Origin of the sequence: Nocardia amamiensis (genome assembly GCF_015477605.1) — a bacterium.
In the GTDB taxonomy this organism is placed as follows: domain Bacteria; phylum Actinomycetota; class Actinomycetes; order Mycobacteriales; family Mycobacteriaceae; genus Nocardia; species Nocardia amamiensis_A.
This window is the reverse complement of sequence record NZ_JADLQX010000016.1, coordinates 33,884-55,835: the sequence shown is the minus strand read 5'-3', so window position 1 is coordinate 55,835 and position 21,952 is coordinate 33,884. Positions and strand designations below refer to the sequence as shown.

At 67.8% G+C, this 21,952-nt stretch carries 22 protein-coding genes; 18 read left to right on the top strand and 4 right to left on the bottom strand.

What is annotated here, in order from left to right; translation table 11 throughout:
* Positions 1-20: 20 nt before the first annotated feature.
* The 9 genes from IU459_RS21450 to IU459_RS21410 all read left to right on the top strand — a co-directional run bounded on the left by IU459_RS21450 (position 21) and on the right by IU459_RS21410 (position 8,746).
* Positions 21-1,085, top strand: coding sequence for a fused (3R)-hydroxyacyl-ACP dehydratase subunits HadA/HadB (locus IU459_RS21450; protein WP_195131345.1), 1,065 nt, complete (start codon positions 21-23; stop codon positions 1,083-1,085).
* 285 nt (positions 1,086-1,370) lie between these two features.
* Positions 1,371-2,228, top strand: a complete 858-nt coding sequence (locus IU459_RS21445) for a helix-turn-helix domain-containing protein (protein WP_195131344.1) — start codon at positions 1,371-1,373, stop codon at positions 2,226-2,228.
* Between the two features lie 87 nt (positions 2,229-2,315).
* Positions 2,316-3,278 (top strand): helix-turn-helix domain-containing protein, encoded by a 963-nt coding sequence (locus IU459_RS21440; protein ID WP_195131343.1) that lies wholly within the window; start codon positions 2,316-2,318, stop codon positions 3,276-3,278.
* A gap of 93 nt (positions 3,279-3,371) precedes the next feature.
* The gene (locus IU459_RS21435) at positions 3,372-4,031 is read left to right on the top strand and encodes a TetR/AcrR family transcriptional regulator (RefSeq protein WP_195131342.1); all 660 of its coding nucleotides are present in this window, start codon (positions 3,372-3,374) and stop codon (positions 4,029-4,031) included.
* Positions 4,013-4,594 (top strand): Rv1733c family protein, encoded by a 582-nt coding sequence (locus IU459_RS21430; protein WP_195131341.1) that lies wholly within the window; start codon positions 4,013-4,015, stop codon positions 4,592-4,594. Before IU459_RS21435 ends, IU459_RS21430 begins: the two co-directional genes overlap by 19 nt.
* 598 nt (positions 4,595-5,192) lie before the next feature.
* The gene (locus tag IU459_RS21425; RefSeq protein WP_228838281.1) at positions 5,193-6,140 is read left to right on the top strand and encodes a transcriptional regulator; all 948 of its coding nucleotides are present in this window, start codon (positions 5,193-5,195) and stop codon (positions 6,138-6,140) included.
* Positions 6,141-6,198: 58 nt separating this feature from the next.
* Complete coding sequence (locus IU459_RS21420; RefSeq protein WP_195131339.1) at positions 6,199-6,609, top strand: acyl-ACP desaturase; 411 nt, start codon at positions 6,199-6,201, stop codon at positions 6,607-6,609.
* Complete coding sequence (locus tag IU459_RS21415) at positions 6,606-7,649, top strand: alpha/beta hydrolase (protein ID WP_195131338.1); 1,044 nt, start codon at positions 6,606-6,608, stop codon at positions 7,647-7,649. The genes IU459_RS21420 and IU459_RS21415 overlap by 4 nt, the downstream gene beginning before the upstream one ends.
* Before the next feature lie 44 nt (positions 7,650-7,693).
* Positions 7,694-8,746 (top strand): LLM class flavin-dependent oxidoreductase, encoded by a 1,053-nt coding sequence (locus IU459_RS21410; RefSeq protein WP_195131337.1) that lies wholly within the window; start codon positions 7,694-7,696, stop codon positions 8,744-8,746.
* Here IU459_RS21410 and IU459_RS21405 read toward each other — a convergent pair whose 3' ends face one another.
* Entirely contained in the window at positions 8,747-9,802 is a 1,056-nt protein-coding gene (locus IU459_RS21405) for a fused (3R)-hydroxyacyl-ACP dehydratase subunits HadA/HadB (protein WP_195131336.1), read from the bottom strand.
* A 565-nt stretch (positions 9,803-10,367) separates the two neighbouring features.
* Here IU459_RS21405 and IU459_RS21400 point away from each other — a divergent pair.
* Positions 10,368-11,573, top strand: coding sequence for an esterase/lipase family protein (locus IU459_RS21400; protein ID WP_195131335.1), 1,206 nt, complete (start codon positions 10,368-10,370; stop codon positions 11,571-11,573).
* A 246-nt stretch (positions 11,574-11,819) separates the two neighbouring features.
* On the top strand, positions 11,820-12,836 hold the full coding sequence (locus tag IU459_RS21395; protein ID WP_195131334.1) for an alpha/beta hydrolase: 1,017 nt from the start codon (positions 11,820-11,822) through the stop codon (positions 12,834-12,836).
* A gap of 71 nt (positions 12,837-12,907) precedes the next feature.
* Here the strand turns inward: IU459_RS21395 and IU459_RS21390 are convergent, their stop codons facing one another.
* From IU459_RS21390 to IU459_RS21380, 3 genes are all read right to left on the bottom strand, one after another.
* Positions 12,908-13,852 carry a hypothetical protein gene (locus IU459_RS21390; RefSeq protein ID WP_195131333.1) on the bottom strand — a complete coding sequence of 315 codons (945 nt, stop codon included), beginning with the start codon at positions 13,850-13,852 and terminating at the stop codon, positions 12,908-12,910.
* Positions 13,833-14,294 carry a hypothetical protein gene (locus IU459_RS21385; RefSeq protein ID WP_195131332.1) on the bottom strand — a complete coding sequence of 154 codons (462 nt, stop codon included), beginning with the start codon at positions 14,292-14,294 and terminating at the stop codon, positions 13,833-13,835. The genes IU459_RS21390 and IU459_RS21385 overlap by 20 nt, the downstream gene beginning before the upstream one ends.
* Before the next feature lie 335 nt (positions 14,295-14,629).
* Positions 14,630-15,082, bottom strand: coding sequence for a CBS domain-containing protein (locus IU459_RS21380; RefSeq protein WP_195131331.1), 453 nt, complete (start codon positions 15,080-15,082; stop codon positions 14,630-14,632).
* A gap of 176 nt (positions 15,083-15,258) precedes the next feature.
* On the opposite strand from IU459_RS21380, the gene IU459_RS21375 reads away from it, so the two are divergent.
* The 7 genes from IU459_RS21375 to IU459_RS21345 all read left to right on the top strand — a co-directional run bounded on the left by IU459_RS21375 (position 15,259) and on the right by IU459_RS21345 (position 21,943).
* Positions 15,259-15,843, top strand: a complete 585-nt coding sequence (locus tag IU459_RS21375; RefSeq protein ID WP_195131330.1) for a biotin transporter BioY — start codon at positions 15,259-15,261, stop codon at positions 15,841-15,843.
* The gene (locus IU459_RS39745; RefSeq protein WP_195131329.1) at positions 15,836-16,957 is read left to right on the top strand and encodes an AMP-binding enzyme; all 1,122 of its coding nucleotides are present in this window, start codon (positions 15,836-15,838) and stop codon (positions 16,955-16,957) included. Before IU459_RS21375 ends, IU459_RS39745 begins: the two co-directional genes overlap by 8 nt.
* Positions 16,954-18,081, top strand: a complete 1,128-nt coding sequence (locus IU459_RS21365) for a thiolase family protein (protein WP_195131328.1) — start codon at positions 16,954-16,956, stop codon at positions 18,079-18,081. The genes IU459_RS39745 and IU459_RS21365 overlap by 4 nt, the downstream gene beginning before the upstream one ends.
* Positions 18,078-18,758 (top strand): energy-coupling factor ABC transporter ATP-binding protein, encoded by a 681-nt coding sequence (locus IU459_RS21360; RefSeq protein WP_195131327.1) that lies wholly within the window; start codon positions 18,078-18,080, stop codon positions 18,756-18,758. The genes IU459_RS21365 and IU459_RS21360 overlap by 4 nt, the downstream gene beginning before the upstream one ends.
* The gene (locus tag IU459_RS21355; RefSeq protein WP_195131326.1) at positions 18,755-19,357 is read left to right on the top strand and encodes an energy-coupling factor transporter transmembrane component T family protein; all 603 of its coding nucleotides are present in this window, start codon (positions 18,755-18,757) and stop codon (positions 19,355-19,357) included. The genes IU459_RS21360 and IU459_RS21355 overlap by 4 nt, the downstream gene beginning before the upstream one ends.
* The gene (locus IU459_RS21350) at positions 19,350-20,759 is read left to right on the top strand and encodes an AMP-binding protein (protein WP_195131325.1); all 1,410 of its coding nucleotides are present in this window, start codon (positions 19,350-19,352) and stop codon (positions 20,757-20,759) included. The genes IU459_RS21355 and IU459_RS21350 overlap by 8 nt, the downstream gene beginning before the upstream one ends.
* Before the next feature lie 188 nt (positions 20,760-20,947).
* On the top strand, positions 20,948-21,943 hold the full coding sequence (locus IU459_RS21345) for a DUF4185 domain-containing protein (RefSeq protein ID WP_195131324.1): 996 nt from the start codon (positions 20,948-20,950) through the stop codon (positions 21,941-21,943).
* Positions 21,944-21,952: the final 9 nt, after the last annotated feature.

The window sequence follows — 21,952 nt, the reverse complement described above, 5'->3', positions numbered from 1 at the left end:
TCGAATCCGCGAGAGGACACATGAACGACAGCACGACCACCGCGTCCGAGCAGGCAATGGCGTTGGTGGGACGGCATTACCGCTTGACCGACCACTACGAGGTGGGCCGAGAGAAGATCCGCGAGTTCGCGCGAGCGCTGCAGGACGGCCATCCGGCGCACCGGTATGAGGACGCCGCCGCGGAGTTGGGCTTCGACGGGCTGGTCGCGCCGGCGACCTTTTCCTCGATCGTCCTGCTGCTGGTGCAGCGCAAGATGTTCGAGTCCGTGCTCACCGGCTACGATCTCGGTCAGGTCTTGCAGACCGAGCAGTCCATCCAGGTGCACCGCCCGATCGTCGCGGGCGACCAACTGCGGTGCGACTCCTATATCGAGTCGTTCCGGCAATTCGGTGACAAGGACTTCATGGTCACCAAGAATGTGCTCACCAACCAGCACAAAGAGGTGTTGCAGACCGCCTACAGCACCGCGGTGGCGCAGACCGGGGTCGATCTCGCCCCCGACCTGCGCGCCACGGTCGAAGGCGTGATCATGACCGGGCAGTCCGCTGCCGACCGGTCGGCAGCGGCGGCCACGCGAACGATCGACGAAGACGCCGGTCTGGTCGAGTGCTTCGACGAACCGGCACAACCGGATTCGTCCGACGCGCCGCGTACGCCGCGGTCGATCCCCGCTTTCGAGGAGTTGTCCGTCGGCATGGCGCTGGCCCCCCGAACGACGCTGCTCACCCGTGGTGATCTGGTGAATTACGCTGGCGTTTCGGGTGATTCGAATCCGATCCATTTCAGCGACTTGGTGGCGAGCAGCGCGGGCCTGCCGAATGTGGTGTCGCACGGACTGCTCACGATGGGGCTCGGCGCCGGGTACCTGACGTCATGGCTGGGCGATCCAGCCGCCGTGGCGAAGTACGCGGTCCGATTCGCCGGGTTCGCACCGGTACCGGCGGCCAAAGCGAGTGCGATTGAATTTAGTGGCCGGGTAAAGGAATTGGATCCCGAGCATCGTGCCGCCACCATCGCGCTGAGTGCCACTTCCGAGGGGCGCAAGTTGTTCGGGCGCGCGACAGCGACAGTGCTGCTGCGCTGATGCCTCGCATCGGTATCCCGTTCAGGTAGGCAGCGGACATCCGTCGGCGTCGCTGTGGTCGAGTGGATGTCACCGCAGCCCAGCTGATCTCAGTACTACCGTCCGGTGATCTTGCGGATGTGCTTGCACCTGCGCATACGCTTCGATTCCATCGGGTTGGTGCTGGAGTGTGGCGAACGCACATGGGAGACTCGAAACATGCGTGCTTCGGTAGTGCGGCCTCGAACTGAAACAGTCGCTCGCACAACGGCTCCGGCCGTCGAGGGCGGCCCGACCGTTTTGCGGATGATTCTCGGCGGGCGGATGCGACGGCTGCGCGAGGCTTGTGGCATTTCGCTCGAGGAGGCGGGCGAGGCGATTCGTGGTTCGCATTCCAAGATCAGCCGGCTCGAGCTGGGCCGTACCGGGTTCCGGGAACGGGATCTGGTCGACCTGCTCGAGCTGTACGGGGTCACCGACGAGGAGGAGCTGGCCGAATTCAAGCGACTCGCGAAACAGGCCAACACCTCGGGGTGGTGGCACCGCGACTCCGATTGGCTGCCGAAGTGGTTCGACACCTATCTCGGGCTGGAACAGGCAGCACAGCTGATTCGCTGCTACGAGCCGCGGGTGATACCCGAGCTGCTGCAGACCCCCGACTACGCGCGCGCCCTGCTCGTCCTCGCCCATCCCCATGAGGACGAGGAGTCGATCGAGCGGCGCGTCGCCTTGCGTATGCGCCGCCAGGAAATCCTGGCCAGACCGAACCCGCCGCAGCTGTGGCTGATCGTCGAGGAGGCGGCGCTGCGGCGCAGGATCGGCGGGTCGCGGGTGTGGCTGGCCCAGCTCGAGCACGTGCTGCGGGCCGCGGACGCGCCGAACGTCACCGTGCAGGTGCTGGCCGATCACGTCGGCGGTCCCGCGCTCGCCGACGGGGCCTTCACCATGCTGCGCTTCGCCGAGGCGGACCTGCCCGACATCGTGTACCTCCAGCAGCTCACGGGTGCGCTGTATCTGGACAAGCAGGCTGATCTCGCCGCCTATCGCGCGGTGGCGAACCTGCTTTCGGTGCACGCCGCGCCACCGGAATACACCAGGGAACTCGTCGCGGCGCTGCGCGAGCGTCAACCGGAGACGATGGATCGACCGTCGGGCTCAGCCTGACCGGATTCGTCGGCCCGCCAGGAATACCCGGGCGTACAAGGCATTTCGGGCGTAGCCGACGTCGGGTGCCCGTGGCACACTCGGGAGATGCCTCCTTCGAAGGTGCGACAGGCGACGGATTTCGGCTCCGGTGACCATCCTGTGGCCGGTGGCGGTCCCACGGTTCTCCGGATGGTGCTCGGTGGTCGCCTCCGCCGCCTACGCGAGGACCGCGGCCTCACTCGGGAAGCCGCGGGCGAGGCCATTCGCGGGTCGCATTCGAAGATCAGCAGGCTGGAACTCGGGCGCACCGGCTGCCGGGAACGCGACCTGGTGGACCTGCTCGACCTCTATCGGGTGACCGACCCCGGCGAGCGGGAGCGATACCTCGAGCTGGCCAGGCAAGCCAACGCCTCGGGCTGGTGGGCCCGCGACAACGACTGGTTGCCGAAGTGGTTCGACACCTACCTGGGTTTGGAGCAGGCGGCGCGGCTGATTCGCAGCTATGAGCCGAGAGCGGTGCCCGAATTGCTGCAGACACAGGCGTATGCCCGCGCGGTGCTCGGCTTGGCTCATGCGGGCGAATCGGCGGCCTCGATCGAGCGTCGCGTCGCTCTGCGTATGCGCCGCCAGGAGATCCTGTCCCGGCCGGAACCCCCACAGCTCTGGATGATCATCAAGGAAGCCGCGCTGCGGCGCAGGATCGGCGGGTCCACCGTCTGGCGTGCCCAGATCGAGCATCTGCTGCGGGCGGAGCAGCAGCCGCACATCACCATCCAGATCCTGGCCGACCACGTTGGTGGGCCCGCACTCGCCGACGGTGCCTTCACCGTATTGCGTTTCGCCGAGACGGACTTGCCCGACATCGTCTACCTCCAGCAATTGACCGGCGCGCTCTATCTGGACAAGGTCGCCGATCTGGACGCGTATTACGCCGTGCTCAACCAGCTTTCGGTACTCGCGCCGCCGCCCGAGCATTCCCGGTGGCTGCTGGAAGCGCTCCGCGACGACGCCCCGCCGACGGTCGACGAACCAGGATCCCGCGCACACGTGACGGAGTCGGGGGCCTGACGACTCGACACGGCCGTGCGTGTTCGCGCATGGAGTGAGTCCGGCCACAGTGAAGTATTGTCCCAATGGGACAATAAGGCGTAGTCTATGTCCATGGGCGACGACGGAGTCGGTCTGGACGGTCGTCGGCTGCGCACTCGCCGCAGCCGTGCGGCGCTATCGCGTGCGGCGTTCGACCTGCTCACGGAGCGGGGTCTCGACGCGGTCGCCGTGGAGGACATCGCGGTGCGTGCCGGCGTCACCCGGCGCACTTTCAGCAGGCACTTCGCCTCCATCGAGGAGGCCGTGCTCGGCGATGTCGATCAGGACGTGCACCTGTTCAACGAGGCGCTGTGCCGTCGACCGCCGTCCGAGCCGCCTTTGGTCGCCTATCGCAACGCCGTGCACGACTGGCTCGCCACCGAGTACGGTGGCGCCCGCGCCGCGCTGTTGGCGCGGCGCTGGGCGCTGTTCCAGCGTTTCGAGGACGAGCCCGGGCTGTTCGCCGGTTATCAGCGCATCCGCATCGACGGACAGCGCGAATCCGTCCGGATCATCGCGGCGCGGCTGGGGGTGGATCCGCTGACGGATCCACGTCCGGCCACCGCCGTGGCCGCCGGTGCGGGCATGCTGCTCGCGGCGTTGCAGAGCTGGGCGGCGGGCCCGGACCCAATGGGCCTGCCCGGCCTCGTCGAAGAATTCTTCGACACCCTCCTCACCCTCACTGCCGAATTCCGTTCCGAGGAGTCACCGTCATGTCTACCGGGTCGGTGAGCATGTACCGCCGGACGTGCCGACGCGTCGGGCTGGACCGAAATCCACTGCGTCGCGGGGAAGACCGCCTGCAAACCGGCGTGGCCGCTCTGCTCGCCCTGGTGTTCTTGGTCGTCGTTCCCGTGCTGGCGGTGACCGTCGGCGGCACCGTGTATCGAGTGGAAACGGCTGCGGTGCAAGCCGAAACGGCGCGGCTGCACCAAGTCGACGCCACCGTGATCGAGACCGGGAAAGCGCCGCTGTACGCGCCGGTCATCCCCGCGCGAGTGTCCTGGAAGGACGCCGAAGGCGGGACGCACACGGCCGACTACCAGTCGACCACGGTTGTGGAAACGGGTTCCACCGTGTCGATCTGGTTGAACGAGGGTGGGGCAATCGTGGAGCCGCCGTCCTCGACCCAGGCCGCCAGCAAAGCGGTGCTGCTCACCGCGGGCGCGCTGCTCGGCGTCTCGGTCGTGCTCGGGGGGAGCTACTGGCTCGTCCGCCGCGGCCTGGACCGGCGGCGCCTGCGGCGCTGGGAATCCGAATGGGTTGCCGCGGACCTCACCTGGGGGCACGGCTGAGCCCGAGTGCGGCGTGCCCGCCGGGCGAGGGTAGGGACCCGCGCAGCGGGCACGTCGCGTGCCGGGCCACAACGCGGCGAACGAGGGGCCCGGCACTGCTGCGACGGTAAAGCATCGGCGTGTGGGTTCGCCCGTTTCGGCGCCGATCATCAGAGATTCCACTATGGTCGCCAGGTTGCATTGTGACACAACATAATCCGACGCCAACGGAGGCGGCGCGCGGCGGCTTGTGCGATGCCCCAATCGCGGTGACCGGTGCCGATGAACCCTCCCGAACGCGCGGACGGGGGCTTCTCAGGGCGGCCGATACGGCTCTAGGGTGACGACGACGCAGCGCCGGAATGCGCGGTCGGCGCTGCGTCACATACCTCGCATCCGAGGGCCGCGCAACGGAAATCCGAAACTACGGCGTCGCAGCATTTCCGGCGACCTGGGTCGCGGTATTCGCCGAACGGCTCGAGTGCTTGTGATCCCGCCCAACACGCCGGGCGGTCCGTGATGAGTTACCCGATTCGTCCGGACATATCTCGATTTCATCACGATCAGTCGCTAACCTTCGGTAGGCATGATGGGCAGGCAGCCGACAACGAGTACCGAGATGTTGACATCGAAACTCGTCGCACATCTGGCCGGGCACTCCGGCCCCGACGCGTCCGGCGATGTGGCGACCGCCGCGCGAAACTGTTTGGCCGCGGCCGTCGAACTCCTCGCTCCACGCACGTCACCGGCCGAACCGCAGCCTCAGGAGATCGCCGGATTCGCCGCACGGTGGGCACGTGAGGGAATCGCGCTGGAAACGGTGCTCGGCGCGTACCACGACGAAATAAGAAGCGGATTGGAATTCCTCGCCGACCAGGTCGCCGACGAGCGGGCGGATCATTTTCTCGCCGGCGCGCGACTGGCGGTCCGGGTGCTGGAAACGGTGACCCTGGCCGCGTCGACCGCCTATGTCGACGAGCATCGCGCGGTCGCTCGGGAACATCAAACCGCCGCTCAGACGCTGGTCTCGGCCTTGCTCGGCGGACAGGGCGTGGGCGAGCTCGCCCGGGAGACCGGCATCGCGATCGCGCGGTCCTACCAGGTGATGGCATTGAGCATTCCCGCGCATCCGGACGAGCGAAGACCTGGCGCGGGCGTGCTCGCCGCCCGCCGCAAGCTCCGCCGTGTCCAGGCCGCGCTGGCCGGTCCGCTCGGCTCCCGGGCGCTGTCGGTGCTGTCCGCCGCGGGCGGCACCGTGCTGGTGCCCCTGGATGACGCGCTCGCCCGCACCGGATCGTTCAGCATGACCGACGAGGTTCTGGCCATGGTCGGTGACGCCGCCGAGGTGCCGTTGACCGCCGCGGTCGCGACCGGCCGCACCGCGCGCATCCCCGAACTCGCCGGTCGTGCGCACGATCTCCTGGACCGGCTGCGGGCGGCGGGCGGGCCGCCGGGGTTGTACCGGGTTGCCGAAGGCGACGAAGCGCCGGGTTGTGAGCTAGCCCAGCAGGGGCCTATGAGCATCGTCACCGCGCCCAACGATCACGTAATTGGACGCTCGGCATGACTATTCGTCCGCTATTGTCGATGTTGCCCTGTTGTCGAGGGTGAGCTAAGGAGTGCGAGTGACCACCGCGTTGTCCGATCGCCATATTCCGCGCGAACTCGAGCCCACCGCCGAACGCCCGCTCAGCGACCATCTGCGCAAGTCCAAGGCCTGGAATCCGCATGATTCCGTGCAATGCGTGGACCGACATGAATTCACCGCGATGGGTCGCGTTGATCGGGAGCCGGACCGATACGAATTTTCCGTTGTAGCGCTGATCGCGATGATCACGAAGCTGCGTACTGTAGACAGTCTGTCATCTTATCACAGAATGATCTCGGCGGCCTACAACCGCGGCGGCGTGTGGGCTGCCCGGGGCGGCCGATCCAGCGCAGAGCAGGACGAACCCCGGATTCAGGTGCACCGATTCGAGCAGCAGTGCGAACAAGCAGCGGTCCAGCAGGCGGAACGGGCCGCCACGGCGCTATGAGGCTGCGTGGACCGATCACCGCGGCGATGGCGGTCATCGCCGCGGTGGCCGCCGCGCCCGTGCTCGCCGATCCGGTGACGCCTGCCCCGCAGGCACCGGCGGCACCGCCGCCCGCCGTCGACCCCTCGATGACCCGCACCGGCTTGATCTCGATCGAGAAAGTTTCGCCGCGCCGGGAACGGCTGGCGATCGCATCGGCGGCCATGCGCCGGATCATCACCGTCGATGTGCTGCGCGGCACCGGCACGGGGCCCCGGCCGGTCCTGTATCTGCTCGACGGCGTCGACGGCGACGCCACCTCCGCGTGGCTGACCAAGGGCAACGCCGCGGAGTTCTTCGCGGACAAGCCGGTCGACGTGGTGCTGACCGGCGGCGGCACCGGCAGCATGTACAGCGACTGGATTCGGCACGACACCGCGCTCGGCCTCAATCGCTGGGAGACCTTCCTCACCACCGAGCTTCCACCCATCGTGGAATCGCTGCTGCGCAACGACGGCCGCCGTGCGATCGCGGGGGTGTCGATGGGAGCGCAGGCGGCGATGATGCTGGCGCAGCGCCATCCCGGCTGGTATCGCGCCGTGGCCGGGATGAGCGGCTGCTACTCGACTTCGGACCCGCTCGGTCACGCCGTCACCACCATCACCGTGGCCTCACGCGGCGGCAATGTCGACAACCTCTGGGGCCCGCCGACCTCACCGGAATGGTCCGCGCACGACAGCCTGCTGCACGCGGAAGGCCTGCGCGGCACGGGGATCTACCTGTCGGCGGCTACCGGCCTGCCCACCGGCGCCGACTTGGTCGCGGTCGCCGGCTCGCCGACGATCGCGGAGGCGCTGCGCACCGCGGGTGGTGGCGCGGCGCTGGAGGCGGGCGCCCGGGCGTGCACCGAGCGGTTCGCCGCGCGTCTGGCGGAACTGAAGATTCCCGCCACCGTGGAATACTCGCCCGCGGGAATGCACACCTGGCCGGATTTCCAGGCCCAGCTGCCGAAGATGTGGGCAGTGCTCGCGTCGGCACTCGAGGTACCCGAGTCCTCCTGAACGACGCCGCGGAATCTGTCCGGCGCGGCGGCGTTGACATCGGTATGACCTCGGCTCTGTCCTCCGTCCGGTTCTCCGTGCTCGACCGCTCGCGCGTCCGGCGCGGCCAGAGCCATCCGGCCGCGCTGCGCGAGACCGTCGAGTTCGCTCGGCTCGCCGAGGAATGGGGGTATCACCGCTTCTGGGTGTCCGAGCACCACAGCGTGCCCGGCGTGGCCGGCTCGGCGCCCACGGTGCTCGCCGCCGCCGCGGCCGCCGCGACTTCCCGGATCCGGATCGGCACCGGCGGCGTGATGCTGCCCAACCATCAGCCGCTGGTCGTGGCCGAGCAATTCGGTGTGCTGGAGTCGCTGTATCCGGGACGTATCGATATGGGCCTGGGCCGGTCGGTGGGTTTCACCGACGGCGTGCGGCGGGCCCTCGGGCACGACAAGCGCGATGCCGAGGACTTCGACGCTCAGCTCGCCGAGCTGCTGGCGTACTTCGCCGACGGCAGCCGGGGCGTGCACGCCTGGCCCGCGGAGGGGCTGCGGGTTCCCGCCTTCCTGCTGGCGACCGGGTCCGGCGCCGCGCGTGCGGCGCGGTTCGGGCTGCCGCTCGTGATCGCCGCGGTGGGCGGCGAGGACCGCATGATCGAGGCCATCGAGCGTTATCGCGCGGACTTTCGTCCCGGGGTGGCGGGCGCGGAACCCTACGTGGTGGTATCGGGCTCGATCGTCATCGCCGACACCGCCGCACAGGCGCATCGGCTGCTGCTACCGGAGGCATGGTCCGCCGCGTACGCCCGCACCCGCGGTGAGTTCCCGCCCCTGATACCGCCCTCGGAGATCGAGACGCGCACCATGACCGAGCGGGAACGCAAGATCTTCGACGAGGGTCTGCGCGGGCATCTGTTCGGCACCGAGGACGAGGTGGCCGAACAGCTGGAGCGGCTGGTGATCGGGACCGGCGCCGATGAGATTTTGGTGCACACCAGTACCTATGACCGTGCCGCCCGCTTGGCATCGCACCGTAGGCTGGCGCTGCTCACCGGCCTGGTTCGTGGCCGCGCCGGGGTCGATGGACCGGATACGGGCCGGGCCGACGCGGCGGCGTGATCAGGCGCTGGCCCAACTAGCTTGCTGGAAGAGCACTTCCGCGGCGGCGTAGCCGAACAGCTTGCGACCTTCGGCCCGTGCGTCGACCGCGACGGTCGCTCGCCGCCTGCGCGGATCGATCGAGGTGACCCGGCCGCGGAACTCGACCGTCCCGGCCGCCAAGGGCGGAATGCGCAAGTAGTGCGTGTTGTGCGCGAACTGTGCGCGGAATCGGGTGAGCGCCGTGGGGTCGCCGAGCCAGGCACTGAGGAACGAAGCGGCCAGGCCGAGTTTCAGCATGCCGGGTGCGACCACGGTCGGCAGACCGCTGGCGACGGCGATTCGTTCGTCGAAGAGCACCGGATTGACGTCGCCGGTCACTCCGGCGTAGTTGACCAGGTCCCCACGAGACAAGCGCACAGTCCGCGTCGGCAGTTCCGTGCCCACCGCGAGGTCGGCGAAATCGACCTCCGGCTGCGCGATCCGGGGTGCGTGCGGTGGCGCAAGCGAGTCGGCCGCGGCGGGGACGACGGCTTCGGTTCGGCCCTGTCGCGTCGTGACAGGGGACATGGCGACCGTGCGTACCGCCTCGGCCAGCCCCGGATCGGGGCCGCCGACGCGTGCGAGCAGCGCGCTGGAGCCGGTCTGCACCACCATGCCGTCCTGGTCGATGAGCACGCTCTTGATCGCGAGAACGTCGTAGTCGCCGAAGTGCCGGAACGATTCGAAGTAGACGTCACAGGTCAGGCGGTCTCCGGCGACCAGCGGCCTGCCGAAGTCGAATACCTGGTCCGCGTGCAGAATCCGGGTGGGGTCGTATCCGGTGATCAGCGAATCCATGATTTCGCGGTGCATCCGGGTGAGAATTATCGAGCTGAAGGTCGGGGGCGCGACGAGCCCGGAAAATCCGAGTTCGGCCGCGGCGGCCTCGCTCCAATGCGCCGGATGGTAATCCTGGACGGCGCGGGCGAATTCCCGGATCTTTTCTCGTTCCACCTGGTAGGGGACGGCGGAACGATAACGGTGGTCGACGAGCGCCCTCGCCTGATCAGCCGGATTCACAGCGGTCTGGGTCATGGTTGCTCCTGTATTGCGAAACGGTGCTGGTCGGCAGGCCCCGGTTGGTGAGCGGGCCGATGCGCCGGACTGGCGAAGGCATTCGCTCGGCTGTCACGGTTGGCGGCGATGCCGACGCCGCGTCGTGAAAGAAGCGATCCCGCGGTCGATATGGCCGGCGGCGAACGGCACGGCGTCGCGCGAGCGCCGACGCCTGCGCTGGGAACCATGGTGCTGGACACGGGGTCTCCGAGCGGTTAGCCATCGGATGTCCACCGACGGCGAGGTGCGGGTTTTTGTCCATGATGCCCGTGCACGCCGATGTCGAACTGTGATCCCACGGTGATCTGGAGAATTCACCGTTTCGTCGCGGTCTTTTTGTGCCGCTTGCCATATCGCCTCCCGATACCGGGAATTGTCGCTACCTTGTGGCGTATCCCTAGCCGCGACAAAGGCATTCGTGAGGTCTCCAGATCCGATCGTTCGGCGTGGGCGCTCGCGTCGCGCGGTTCTAGCGTTGGCGCAGTTTCGGTGCCGCGGGAACGGCACCGGCCCTCGAACATCGTGGTTCTGCAGGAGGCAGGCAATGAAACGAAGTACCTACGGGCGCTCGTCTATCGCGGCGGTGCTGCTGAGCGTGTCGGTGCTCGCTGTCGGTTCGACCGGCGTCGGCGCGAACGCGGCGCCCGAGGAGCGGCCGACCGAGCAGACGCTCGCGGACTACATCGCGGCCGGTCGCAAGGCCGCGCCGATCGCCGATTCGGGAAGTGCGGGCACCGGCTCGGCCTGCACATCGGGCAGCGGCGCCGGTTCCGGCAACGGTTCCGGAGACTGCTACGGCGGGTCCGGCAGCAGCTCGGGGTCATCCGGCGGATACGCCAGCGACACCGTAGGTTACGGCCCCCCGATGACGTCGTGGCTGGCCGCGTTCGGCTACGGGCTGACGCATCCGGACGTCGCCCCGCCCGGCGCCAACGACTGGAACTGCAAACCGACGACCGAGCATCCGCGCCCGGTGGTCATGGTGCACGGCACCTGGATGAACGCCTACAACGGCTTCGCGTACATGGGCCGGCCGATCAAGGACGCCGGCTTCTGCACGTTCACTTTCAACTACGGCCGGTCGAACCTGCTCGAAGGAGGCGGTCTCGGTTCGGTGCTCCCCGGCGTGATGGGCACAGGCTATATCCAGGACTCCGCCAAGCAGCTGGCCACGTTCGTCGACCGGGTGCTGGCCGCGACCGGCGCGTCCGAAGTGGACATCGTCGCGCATTCCCAGGGTGGTTCGATGTCGAACTGGTACACCAAGTTCGAGGGTGGCGCCGCCAAGGTCGCGAACCTGGTCACCTACGGCGCCACGCACCACGGCACGAGCCTGATCGGAATCGGCGCGCTGGGCCGGGCGATCAACAACTTCGGTATCGACATCCTCGGCTTCATCGAGATCTTCGTCGGCCACGCTGGCATCCAGCAGACGGTCGGCTCGGACTTCGTCAACAAGCTCAACGAGAACGGCGACACCATTCCCGGCGTCGACTACACCATTGTCGCGACCCGCTACGACGAGATCACCAACCCTTACGACTTGACCTTCCTTAAGGCGGCGCCTGGTGTGTCGGTGCGGAATATCACCCTGCAGGACGGATGCGAGCAGGACGTGTCCGACCACCTCACCATCATGTACTCGCCACGGGCGCTGTCCATCGCGCTGCGTGCGTTGGACCCCGTCGGCCATCCGAACTTGGAGTGCACCTTCAACCCGTGGCTGATCGGCGGCGGAGGCTCGCTCTGACCACCCGATAGACCTGCCTTCGTCGCGCGGCGTGCATTGTGCCCGACTTCGCGCTGCTCGACGGAGGCACCAGCCGCCTCGCGTTCGCTGCTCGCCGGACAGGATCCCTCAGAACCCGCCCCTGTCCTGGCGCGCACATTCCGGCGCGCGGCGGTGAGCCCACCGAGCGGACCATCGCACCCGCCGCTCGGTGGGCACGGGGGTGTCGACCACGACGTGCGCTGACCAGAACAGGAGCATCCGGCTATGCCTCGCAGCGAAAAACTCTGCCGCCCTTGGATACCCGTCATCACGGCGGTCGTAGCGCTGTTCGGCGTGGTCGCCGCGTCGCCGAACGCGAAAGCGGATCCGCCGTCAGTGATCACCGGCCACTGGGCGGAGGAAGAGCGCACGGTGCAGTTGCGGGTGTACTCCGCGGCGATGCGACAGGACATCATGGTGAAAGTGCTGCGCCCGGCGGACCGCTCGGCGCCCCGGCCGACCCTGTATCTGCTGAACGGTGGTGGTGGTGGCCAGGACAGCGCGACGTGGCAGAAGAACACCGACGTGCTGCGCTTCCTCGCCGACAAAGACGTGAACGTCGTCCAGCCCGTCGGCGGGCGCTGGAGCTATTACACCGACTGGCGCGCCCCCGACCCGAAACTCGGCCTGTACAAATGGAAGACCTTCCTCACCGAGGAATTGCCTCCCCTGATCGACGCGGAGTTCGGCACCACCGGTGCGAACGCCATCGCGGGACTGTCGACATCCGGAACTTCGGTGCTCCAGCTGGCGATCGCGAAACCCGGCCGGTACCAGGCGGTCGCGGCCTACAGCGGCTGCGCGCAGGTCAGCGATCCGCTCGGACGCGAGTTCGTGAAGCTGGCCGTGGAAAGCTGGGGCGGCGGCGACACCCACAACATGTACGGCCCGCCCGACGACCCGATGTGGGCGGCCAACGACCCTTACCTGCACGCCGACCAGCTACGCGGAGTGCGCTTGTTCCTGTCCACGGGCACCGGCGTGCCCGGAATGTACGACACCTACAACGGCACACACATGCAGCCCGGCCCCCGTGGCTATCTCAACCAGCTGATCCTCGGCGGCGTCATCGAGGCAGCGGTGAACTGGTGCACACACAACATGCGTGACCGACTGACCGCACTCGCAATCCCCGCGACCTATGATTTCCAGCCCACCGGAACCCATTCGTGGGGCTATTGGCAGGAAGCACTGAAGAAGTCGTGGCCTGTACTGGCCGAAGGACTCGGTCTGCCGCAATGAATCGTCTGTTCTTCCTCGCGGAGCAACACCGCGGAGTGCCGGGAAAGCCGCTCACGGCCGGATGCGCCATCTCAGCAGCTGGCGGGTACCGTGTCGCCCGCCAGGCGGAACTCGAACCGGATCGCGCCTGGACTCTGCGCGGGCAGGACGATCGCCGCGCCGTGCCCGGGCCGCCAGGTCCGGGGGACCAGGACGTAGTGGTCGCCGATGCGGCTCAGGGGTACCAGCCCGTCGTAGCGGAACCGGTAGGCGGATCCAGCGCCGGGATCGGTGCCGCACGACGTCCTGCGAACATCAGATCCGGACAGGTGCAGCTCCTTTTCGCTGTAGATGATGACCTGGGAACCGGTAGGCAGTTGCGCGGCCCATTCACGCGCCCGGGTCTGACCGACCGCGACCGAATAGTCGGTGGCGATCCAGAACAAATTGATGCCGACCATGATGAACAGGATCACCCATTCCGCGACCGCGGCCGCCTGCGACGGTGGTGGCGCTGTCGCGGGGAGGCGTTCACGCAGGCGCTTGCGGCGCAGCACCACCAGCAGCCAGAACACCAGCACCGCAGCGATGATCGATACCGGCGCCACACACAAGCCTTTGTTGAGCGGGGTCACTACATAGATTCGGGATAGCCCATTGATGAGGACTGCTGCGGCGATCACCGCGATCACGGTGGTGGCCCACCGCCCCGGCTGACGGGCGCGGACCGAATCGGGAAGCGCGAGATATCCCCACAGCACGGCCATGCCGATGACACCGACGAGTGTCAACGGCACGAACAGCGTGTCGACGGTGCGCATCAGATACTCGCGGATGCTCGGATTCAGTGTCGTCGAATCGACACCGAAGTAGTTGAAGAACCAGTAGACGTGGGCCCAGCCGAAGTAGAACAGGACGGCGGTCAGCAGCGTGGTCGGCGCGACCAGTTGCCCGAGGGATCTCGCGACGTGCGTGAACCCATCGAACGCCAACCCCGTCGCCGATGTCGGCGCCTGCTCATCTGGTGGTTGTGACACGTGGCTTGCTCGTCGCCGTCGCGGTGGGCGAGGCGGTTTCGGTGGGCGACACGGTCGTGGTGGGCGAGCCGGTCTCCGGTGTCGTCTTCGGTTCCCATCCGACTTTGCCGCAGGGGAGTTTCCGTGGCGCCAGCGTCCCGGTGAGAAGTGTCAGTGTCGAGCCGGGCGTCAGGATGAGCGTCCCATTGGGTGACTGTTCGGTCGGTGTCGAATCCGCTTTTGCGCCACGGAAACCGCTGTATTGGCAAACGCTGCGCTGGGTGTCGCTGTTGTCCTGCGCGACGTGGACCTCGACGCAGCCTCCGCACTCGTTTGCTATCGCCGTCACCGCGAGGTCCCGGACATCCACGATCGGGGTCCCTTGGAGCTCCGTGAAAGCCGGAATCCGGAAGGGCGCGCCCGCCGTCTTACCGGCATCGGTTTTAGTCGGTAGCCTGGGCACTTCAGAGCCTGATGAGGCATCGGGCAAAGGTGTCTGCTGCGTCGTCGCACTGCCCGATTCTGGATCGGGTATCGACGTGGCGCATGCCGAGATCGCTACCGCCACTGTAGCCAGGACTATCGCTCGCCGAGCGAACATGGTTCCCCTCCCCGCATTCCAGAACACGATCACGACGAGCGTTCGGTCGATGCCGTGCGTGACCAGCGCGTGTTGCACCACTGATCATCTCTCGAGAACTGCACGGCAGCAGGGAATTCCCCCGTATTCCTCCTGTTTTCGCATGTGCCGCGGTGTTTGCCGGGCTACCGGGTCGTGGACGTGAACGGACAGCCGAGTCAGGACGCGGTCCGGCCCGGAGTCGGAAGATTCGCGGCGCAAATGGCTTCGACGAATTCGCCGACCTGGTGCTCGGGCAGCTGCCGGGCGAGATCCGCCTCGGTGATGATGCCGGCGAGGCGGCCGTGAGCGGTTACCGGAAGCCGGCGGATGCGGAACTCGGTCATACACGCGAGAACGTCGCTGATATCCGCGCTGACGTCGACGGTGTGCATTTTGTCCGCGCCTTGGGTGAGTTCGCCCGCTGTGGTTGTCCCGGGATTCAACCCGACACCGACAACCTTCACGACGATGTCGCGATCGGTCACGATCCCGACCGGATGGCCTTCGCCATCACAGACGGGGAGTGCGCCGACGTCGAGCTGGCGCATCCGCTGGGCGGCGAAGCCCATGGTGTCCCGCACGCTGATGCACTCGACATCGGGGCGCATGACAGTTCCGGCGGTGATCATGCTGAACCTCCTCGACGACGACGGGCCGGTTGCTACTCGACAATCCCTCGAAGCCGTTTCCGGCGACAGAGGACAAGGTCACCGTTGTCGCGGAATTCTCGTCGTGCGGGGCTCGCGCCTGGCACCAGCCTGACCTGCTATCTTGAACGTCGTTCAAGTTTCAGCGGAGGGTTGTCGTGGAGGGTGTCGAGAACTCTCGGGAGTCGAGGGCTGGGATTCCGGCGCGCGATATGGCGCAGATCGCCGTTTTCGCCGCGCTGATCGCCGCGCTCGGTCTGCCCGGGGCCATCACGGTCGGATTCAGCGGCGTGCCGATCACCGTGCAGACTCTCGGTGTCATCCTGGCCGGGGCGGTGCTGGGGGCGCGCAAGGGCACGGCCGCGGTGCTGGTCTTCCTCGCGCTCACGATGCTCGGCCTGCCGCTGCTGTCCGGCGGCCGAACCGGTTTGACCGCGCTGGCCGGGCCCAGTGCCGGATACTTGCTCGGCTGGATTCCCGCGGCACTGCTCATCGGGCTGCTCACCGCTCGTATCCTGCCGAAGTACCCGATCGTGCTGGGCCTGCTGAGCAACGCCGCCGGTGGGATGCTCGTCATCTACCTCTGCGGCATCGTCGGTCTGCTGGTGCGCACCGATCTGGGGATCGGGGCCGCGATCTCCACCAACGTCGCATTCATTCCCGGCGATCTGGCAAAAGTAGTCGTCGCGACGGTGGTGGCCAAGGGGGTCCACCGTGCGTATCCCGGTGTGATCCGTGCCTAGTCCCGAACTCGGTGGCACGGGTGATCAGCCTGCCCTCGACTTCGACGGCCGCACCCACACTTATCGCGACCTCGACCGGGCGATCGAGCAGTGGATCACTGCGCAGGGTGACGCGACCGTGTACGACGCCTCGACCCTCTCGGTTCCGGACGCGCTGATCTGTGTCTGTGCCGCGGTCCGGCGCGGAATCCCGGTGCTGGTCGAGAATCCGGACGCCCGTCCGCACCGGACGAGCATTCCACCTTCGGCGTTTCTGCTGGTGGCGACGTCCGGGTCGACCGGGCGTCCGCGACCGCTCGCCCGGACAGCCGCCTCCTGGTACGACAGCTTCCCGGCGTTCACCGCGATCACCGGCGTGGCGCCGGCCGACCGCGTACTGATCACCGGCCCGCTGCACGCGACCATGCATCTGTTCGGCGCGCTGCACGCGCTGTGGCGCGGCGCCTGCGTCACCGACGACGCGTCGCGGGCCACCGTGGTGCATGCGGTACCCGCCGTGCTGCGTGAGGCGGCGCGTACCTGCCCGCGCTTGCGTACCGCGATCGTCGCGGGCATCGCGGTGGACGACGGTGCGCTGGCCGCCGCCGCCCACCTCGATGTCGTCGAGTACTACGGGTCCTCGGAAGTCTCCCTGGTGGCGGCGCGGCGTGTTCCCGAGCCGCTGCGCCTGCTCGACGGAGTCGAGGCCGACGTGCGCGGCGGGCTGCTCTTCGTTCGATCTCCCTACACCGTGCTCGGCGCACCCGAGTGGTTCGGGGTCGGTGACCTCGCCGAGGTCGGGGAGGGCCGCACGCTGACGGTGCGGGGCAGGGGCGACTGTGCGATCAACGTGGGCGGCACCACGGTGGTGGCCGAGGATGTTGAGCGCGTCCTGGCGACGCTCGACGGAGTCGCCGCCGCGGCGGTGATCGGAGCGCCCCATGCCGTTTTCGGTGAAATCGTCACGGCCGCAGTACAACTGGACGGCATGGTCGGCCTCGAGAAGATCCGGTCGCGAGCGCGGCGGGTGCTGACGAAAGAGGCGATGCCGCGTCGGTGGGTGCCGCTTCCCGAGCTGCCGAGGACTGCCGCAGGAAAGGTCGCCAGGGGGCAGCTGAAAGACTTTCTGACATGAGCCACGTCCCCGTTCTCGTGGCGCCACGTCGCACACCGATCGGCAACGCCGGGCACGGATTCGCCGATCTGACCGTCACCGATCTGGCCACCCCTGTGCTGCGCGAGGTGCTTGCGATGTTGCGCGGCGCGGGAATCGACGGCGAGGTGGACGACGTCGTCCTCGGCAACTGTCTCGGACCGGGTGGCGATCCGGCGCGGGTCGCCGCATTGCGGGCGGGACTGGGCGTGCACGTTCCCGGCGTCACCGTCGACCGGCAGTGCGGGTCCGGTCTCGACGCGGTGATGCAGGCGGCGTTGCGCGTGCGCAGCGGCGCGGACGACCTCATCCTGGCCGGAGGCGTCGAGTCGGCGAGCACAGCGCCATGGCGCTTCTGGCCCCCTGTCGCGGACGCCGACCCTGTGCGATACACCCGTGCTCCCTTCGCACCACCGGGTTTTCCCGATCCCGATATGGGCGTGGCCGCCGACGATCTCGCCCGAGCGCGCGGCATCAGCCGTGCGCGGCAGGACGCGTACGCGGCACGCTCGCACACCCTCGCCGCGGCCGCCGACTTCTCCGCGGAGATCGTGCCGATCGGTGACGTGCACCGGGACGAGCGCATCCGCGCGGGCATGACCGAGACCCGGCTCGCACGGCTGCGCCCCGGTTTCGGTGTAGACGGCACGGCCACCGCGGGCAATTCGTGCGGGATCTCCGACGGCGCAGCGGCGATGGCGGTCACCAGCGAGGCTATGGCCGCGGGGCTGCCCGCGTTGCGAATCCTCGGCTGCGCGGTCGCCGGATCCGATCCGGCGCTGCCCGGGCTCGGTCCCGTGCCCGCGATACGAAAACTTCTGCGGCGCAGCGGATTCACTGTGGCGGATCTCGGCGTCATCGAGATCACCGAAGCGTTCGCGTCGGTGGTGCTGGCGGTGGCGGACGAATTGGGCTTGGACGAAGCCAGGATCTGCCCGCAAGGCGGCGCGATCGCGATGGGTCATCCTTGGGGAGCGTCCGGAGCCATTTTGCTGGTGCGGTTGGCCAGTCAGATGCTGCGCGCGGAGGGCCCGGAGCTCGGTCTCGCGGCCTGCGCCATCGGGGGCGGGCAGGGCATCGCAATGCTTGTGGAGCGTGTGTCGTGAGTGAAATCGTCTTCGACTCGGTCCACCACCGCTTCGGCGACCGCAAGGTGCTGCGCGACATCGACTTGCGGATCAGCGAGCGCCGCGTCGGCATCATCGGCGCCAACGGTTCCGGCAAGTCCACTTTGGCGCGCATGATCAACGGCTTGCTGACGCCGACTTCCGGCACGGTCACGGTGGACGGTGTGGACGCCGCCCGCAAAGGCGCGCAGGTGCGGCGGAAGGTCGGGTTCGTGTTCACCGACCCGGATACGCAGATCGTGATGCCCACAGTCGCGGAGGATCTGGCTTTCTCGCTGCGGCGGACGGGCCTGAGCAAACAAGAGATCGCGGTGCGTGTCCGGGAGATCCTGGAGCGGTTCGGGCTCGCCGACCACGCCGAACACCCCGCGCACCTGTTGTCCGGTGGTCAGAAGCAGTTGCTCGCGATCGGAGCCGTCCTCATTCGCAGGCCGGAGGTGATCGTGGCCGACGAACCGACCACGCTACTGGATCTGCGCAACGCGAGACTGATCGCCGAGGCGCTGAACGCCGTGGATCAGCAGGTGATCGTAGTGACGCATCAGTTGTCGCTGCTGGAGGGTTTCGACCGCGTCATCGTCATCGACGACGGCGCGGTGGCGTTCGACGGCGCCCCCGCCGACGCCGTCCCGGCGTACCGGGCCTCGGTCGAATGATCGGCGTCTACCGCCCCGGCGATTCCCCGCTGCACCGGATGCCCGCCGGGCCGAAACTGGTGCTGCTGCTGGTTTCGATCGTCGCGGCCTCGGTGTTCGTGCGCAGCCCGGTGCAGGTCGTGATCGTCGCCGTGGTCGTGGCGGGACTGTTCGCGGTGGCCCGGATTCCGTGGCGAGTCGTCGTGGCGCAGTTGCGTCCGCTGGTGTGGATGGTGGCGCTCATCGCGGTGTTCCAGATGCTCATCACTTCGCCTGCGCGGGCGGCGGTGGTGTGCGGTGTCCTGGTGATCTCGGTGGCACTCGCCGCGCTGGTCACGCTCACCACTCGCGTGACGGACCTGCTCGACGCGGTCACCCGAGGGCTGGGGCCGCTGCGCAGGATCGGCGTCGATCCCGAGCGGATCGGTCTGCTGCTGGCTCTGGCCATCCGGTGTGTCCCGCTGCTGGCCGGAATCGTGCACGACGTCTCCGAGGCGCGCCGGGCCCGCGGACTGCAGTGGTCGATGACGGCGCTGGTCACGCCGACGCTGGTGCGGGCGCTGCGGACCGCCGACGCGATGGGCGATGCACTCGCGGCGAGGGGAGTGGACGATGTCTGACCTGCTTGCCGCGCGGATCGCCGGACAGGCTGCGGAGGTCCCGCGCGCGAGCGCGGTGGTCGACCGTCGGGAGCGCATCGACTACCGGGATTTCTGGTCCCGGGTGGTCCGCACGGCCGCGGGGCTCGACGGTATGCGCCGAATCGCCGTGCTGCCCACGTCCGATATCGAATCGCTGGTGGTGGTGACGGCGGCGATGCACGCAGGCGTGAGTGTCGTACTGCTGCACCGCCATCTACTGCCCGCCCAGCGGAGCAGGGTGCTGGAACTGGCGGAGCCCGCAGCGGTCGTGGCCGCGCCGCACCAGCATCGGCGGCTGCGCAGGCTGGGATTCGAGGGGAGCGTGCGGACCGCGGCGACACTGGAATCCGCCGGCCTGGTCGGCGGTGCGCGGCCGGATAGCGAACTGCTGGTCGGCATTACTTCCGGCACCACTGGTGAGCCGAAACTCTTCGTGCGCGACCAGCGATCGTGGGCCACCACGCTGGATCGCTCCGACCGCATGTTCGGCATCGGCGCCGACGATCGCGTGTCGGTGCCCGGCGTCCTCGACCACACGCACTTTCTGTACGGCGCGTTGCATGCTCTGACCCGGGGCGCGACGGTCGATCTGCGGCCGGTCGTCCAGTCGCTGACCGACGGCGCGACACATCTGTATTCGGTGCCGACGATCGCGTGGGACGTGGTGCGGGCCGGTATCGGTCCGATCGAGAGCGTCCGGGAGGTGCTGTCCTCGGCGGCCCGCTGGCCGCGCACGGGACGTCGTGCGTTGCAGGAGGTCTTGCCGAACGCCTCGCTCGTGCACTTCTACGGTGCTTCCGAACTGAGTTTCGTGTCCTTCGACCGAGGACTCGGGGCCGCCGACGAGAACTCGGTGGGAGAACTGTTCGACGGCGTCGAGGCGCGGATCCGGGACGGCCTGGTCTATGTGCGCAGCGACATGCTGTTCGGCGGCTACCTCACCGCGGACGGCGTGGTGGACGGCCCCGTGGACGGGTGGCTTACGGTGGGCGACCGGGGCCGGGTGATCGGCAATCGTCTGTACCTGTTCGGCCGCGACTCCGAGATGCTGATCCGGGCCGGACTCAATGTGGAACCCGCCGCCGTTGAAGCGGCGCTCACCGCGATACCCGGTATCGCGGAAGCCGCCTGCATCGGCATCGCGGACGAACGCATGGGGCAGGCGCCCGCGGCCGCAATCGTCGTGGACAGCGCCGCACCGAGCATTGACGAGATCTGGCGGCGTCTGCGTGCGACGTTGCCGAGTCCCAGCATGCCGGTGCGGATTCTGACCGTGGACAGCTTGCCGCGCACGCCGCGGGGGAAGCTCGATCGGCAGGCACTGGCCGCGACGCTCGCGGCCCACCGTGGTGGCGGCCCGGCTGGCGACGCCCACCGCTGACCCTGGGCCGACATCGCGGATCGCGACCGCTTCCGTTGTGGCCGAGTACGGAATCTTTCCGGCGAGTCGCGCACGGAGATTCGCCCGAACGGGCAACGCTGCGGTTACCGACCTCCGATACTGGTCGAGTAGGCGAGCCTACGAGCCGATCTGGGAAGCGACGCACCGATAATCGACAGGATCCGGCTATGAAGATCAAGAATCTGAATCCACTCCCGATGGCCGACATCGGCGGCTCTGATCTGTTCATCCCGTTCCGGATGCCGAGCGGCGACATCGGATACCTTCCCGGTGACACGTTTTCCGGCACCGAGCCGAGAGTTGGCGGGCCGAACTGGCGTTCGCCCATGCTGCTACGAAGCAACACGCATGATATGTCCAGACCGATCGAGTTCCAGTCGGCCGCGCGCGGGGCCAGGCAACTGTGGGATTATGTCCACGACAATCCGGAGTTCTCCACGGTCCTGCCCTGCGACGCGATCACCATCGGCGGCCGAATCTATCTGTGGGTGATGGTCACCCAGGGCCTGGGTAACGAGCGATGGTGCGAGATCCGGTATTCCGACGACAACGGCGAGAGCTGGACCGACAGCGGGGTTCGCTGGTCGACCAGCGCGTTCGGCGGCAAACGCACCATGATCTCCTGGGAGCGCGGTGGTGACGGCTATGTCTACGTCATCTCCACCGGAGGGCTCGCTCGCAACAAGAACATGCTGCTGTGGCGGGTGCGCGAGAATCATGCCGCGCTCACCGATCCGGCTGCTTGGGAGGGATGGGGCTGGAACGGCCAGGACTGGGGATGGGGCCGAAATCCCGGTAGCGACCCGCGATTCGGCATCCTGCCCGACGGCACCAAGCTCGGCGAGATCGGGCTGCGCCGGATACAGGGGAACTGGGTGATGTCCGGCTTCGACGCCGGAGCCTATGGCGCCTTCGTCAAGGTCGCCGGCAGGATCACCGACAATTGGTGGACGGCGCGAACGTACCGGCCCGTGAAGGGCTCGTTCTGGGCGCCGGGCGGGCCGGATATCGTGCCGCGCCTGTACGGCTGTTATGCCCATCCGGACAGCAGATTCGACGGTGCGTTCGGCATGATCGTCAGCGAGTGGGCGGAATCCGGTATGCCCTATCGCGCCATGCAGTTCCGCATCTTCGGCATCAGTGCGGCGGTCCCGCTCAGCTAGTCGCGCCGG

Bases quoted from the DNA above. Each gene is read 5' to 3' on its own strand.
- IU459_RS21450 (WP_195131345.1), top strand. From the start codon at position 21: ATGAACGACAGCACGACCACCGCGTCCGAGCAGGCAATGGCGTTGGTG.
- IU459_RS21445 (WP_195131344.1), top strand. From the start codon at position 1,371: ATGATTCTCGGCGGGCGGATGCGACGGCTGCGCGAGGCTTGTGGCATT.
- IU459_RS21440 (WP_195131343.1), top strand. From the start codon at position 2,316: ATGCCTCCTTCGAAGGTGCGACAGGCGACGGATTTCGGCTCCGGTGAC.
- IU459_RS21435 (WP_195131342.1), top strand. From the start codon at position 3,372: ATGGGCGACGACGGAGTCGGTCTGGACGGTCGTCGGCTGCGCACTCGC.
- IU459_RS21430 (WP_195131341.1), top strand. From the start codon at position 4,013: ATGTCTACCGGGTCGGTGAGCATGTACCGCCGGACGTGCCGACGCGTC.
- IU459_RS21425 (WP_228838281.1), top strand. From the start codon at position 5,193: ATGTTGACATCGAAACTCGTCGCACATCTGGCCGGGCACTCCGGCCCC.
- IU459_RS21415 (WP_195131338.1), top strand. From the start codon at position 6,606: ATGAGGCTGCGTGGACCGATCACCGCGGCGATGGCGGTCATCGCCGCG.
- IU459_RS21410 (WP_195131337.1), top strand. From the start codon at position 7,694: ATGACCTCGGCTCTGTCCTCCGTCCGGTTCTCCGTGCTCGACCGCTCG.
- IU459_RS21405 (WP_195131336.1), bottom strand. From the start codon at position 9,802: ATGACCCAGACCGCTGTGAATCCGGCTGATCAGGCGAGGGCGCTCGTC.
- IU459_RS21400 (WP_195131335.1), top strand. From the start codon at position 10,368: ATGAAACGAAGTACCTACGGGCGCTCGTCTATCGCGGCGGTGCTGCTG.
- IU459_RS21395 (WP_195131334.1), top strand. From the start codon at position 11,820: ATGCCTCGCAGCGAAAAACTCTGCCGCCCTTGGATACCCGTCATCACG.
- IU459_RS21380 (WP_195131331.1), bottom strand. From the start codon at position 15,082: ATGATCACCGCCGGAACTGTCATGCGCCCCGATGTCGAGTGCATCAGC.
- IU459_RS21365 (WP_195131328.1), top strand. From the start codon at position 16,954: ATGAGCCACGTCCCCGTTCTCGTGGCGCCACGTCGCACACCGATCGGC.
- IU459_RS21355 (WP_195131326.1), top strand. From the start codon at position 18,755: ATGATCGGCGTCTACCGCCCCGGCGATTCCCCGCTGCACCGGATGCCC.
- IU459_RS21350 (WP_195131325.1), top strand. From the start codon at position 19,350: ATGTCTGACCTGCTTGCCGCGCGGATCGCCGGACAGGCTGCGGAGGTC.
- IU459_RS21345 (WP_195131324.1), top strand. From the start codon at position 20,948: ATGAAGATCAAGAATCTGAATCCACTCCCGATGGCCGACATCGGCGGC.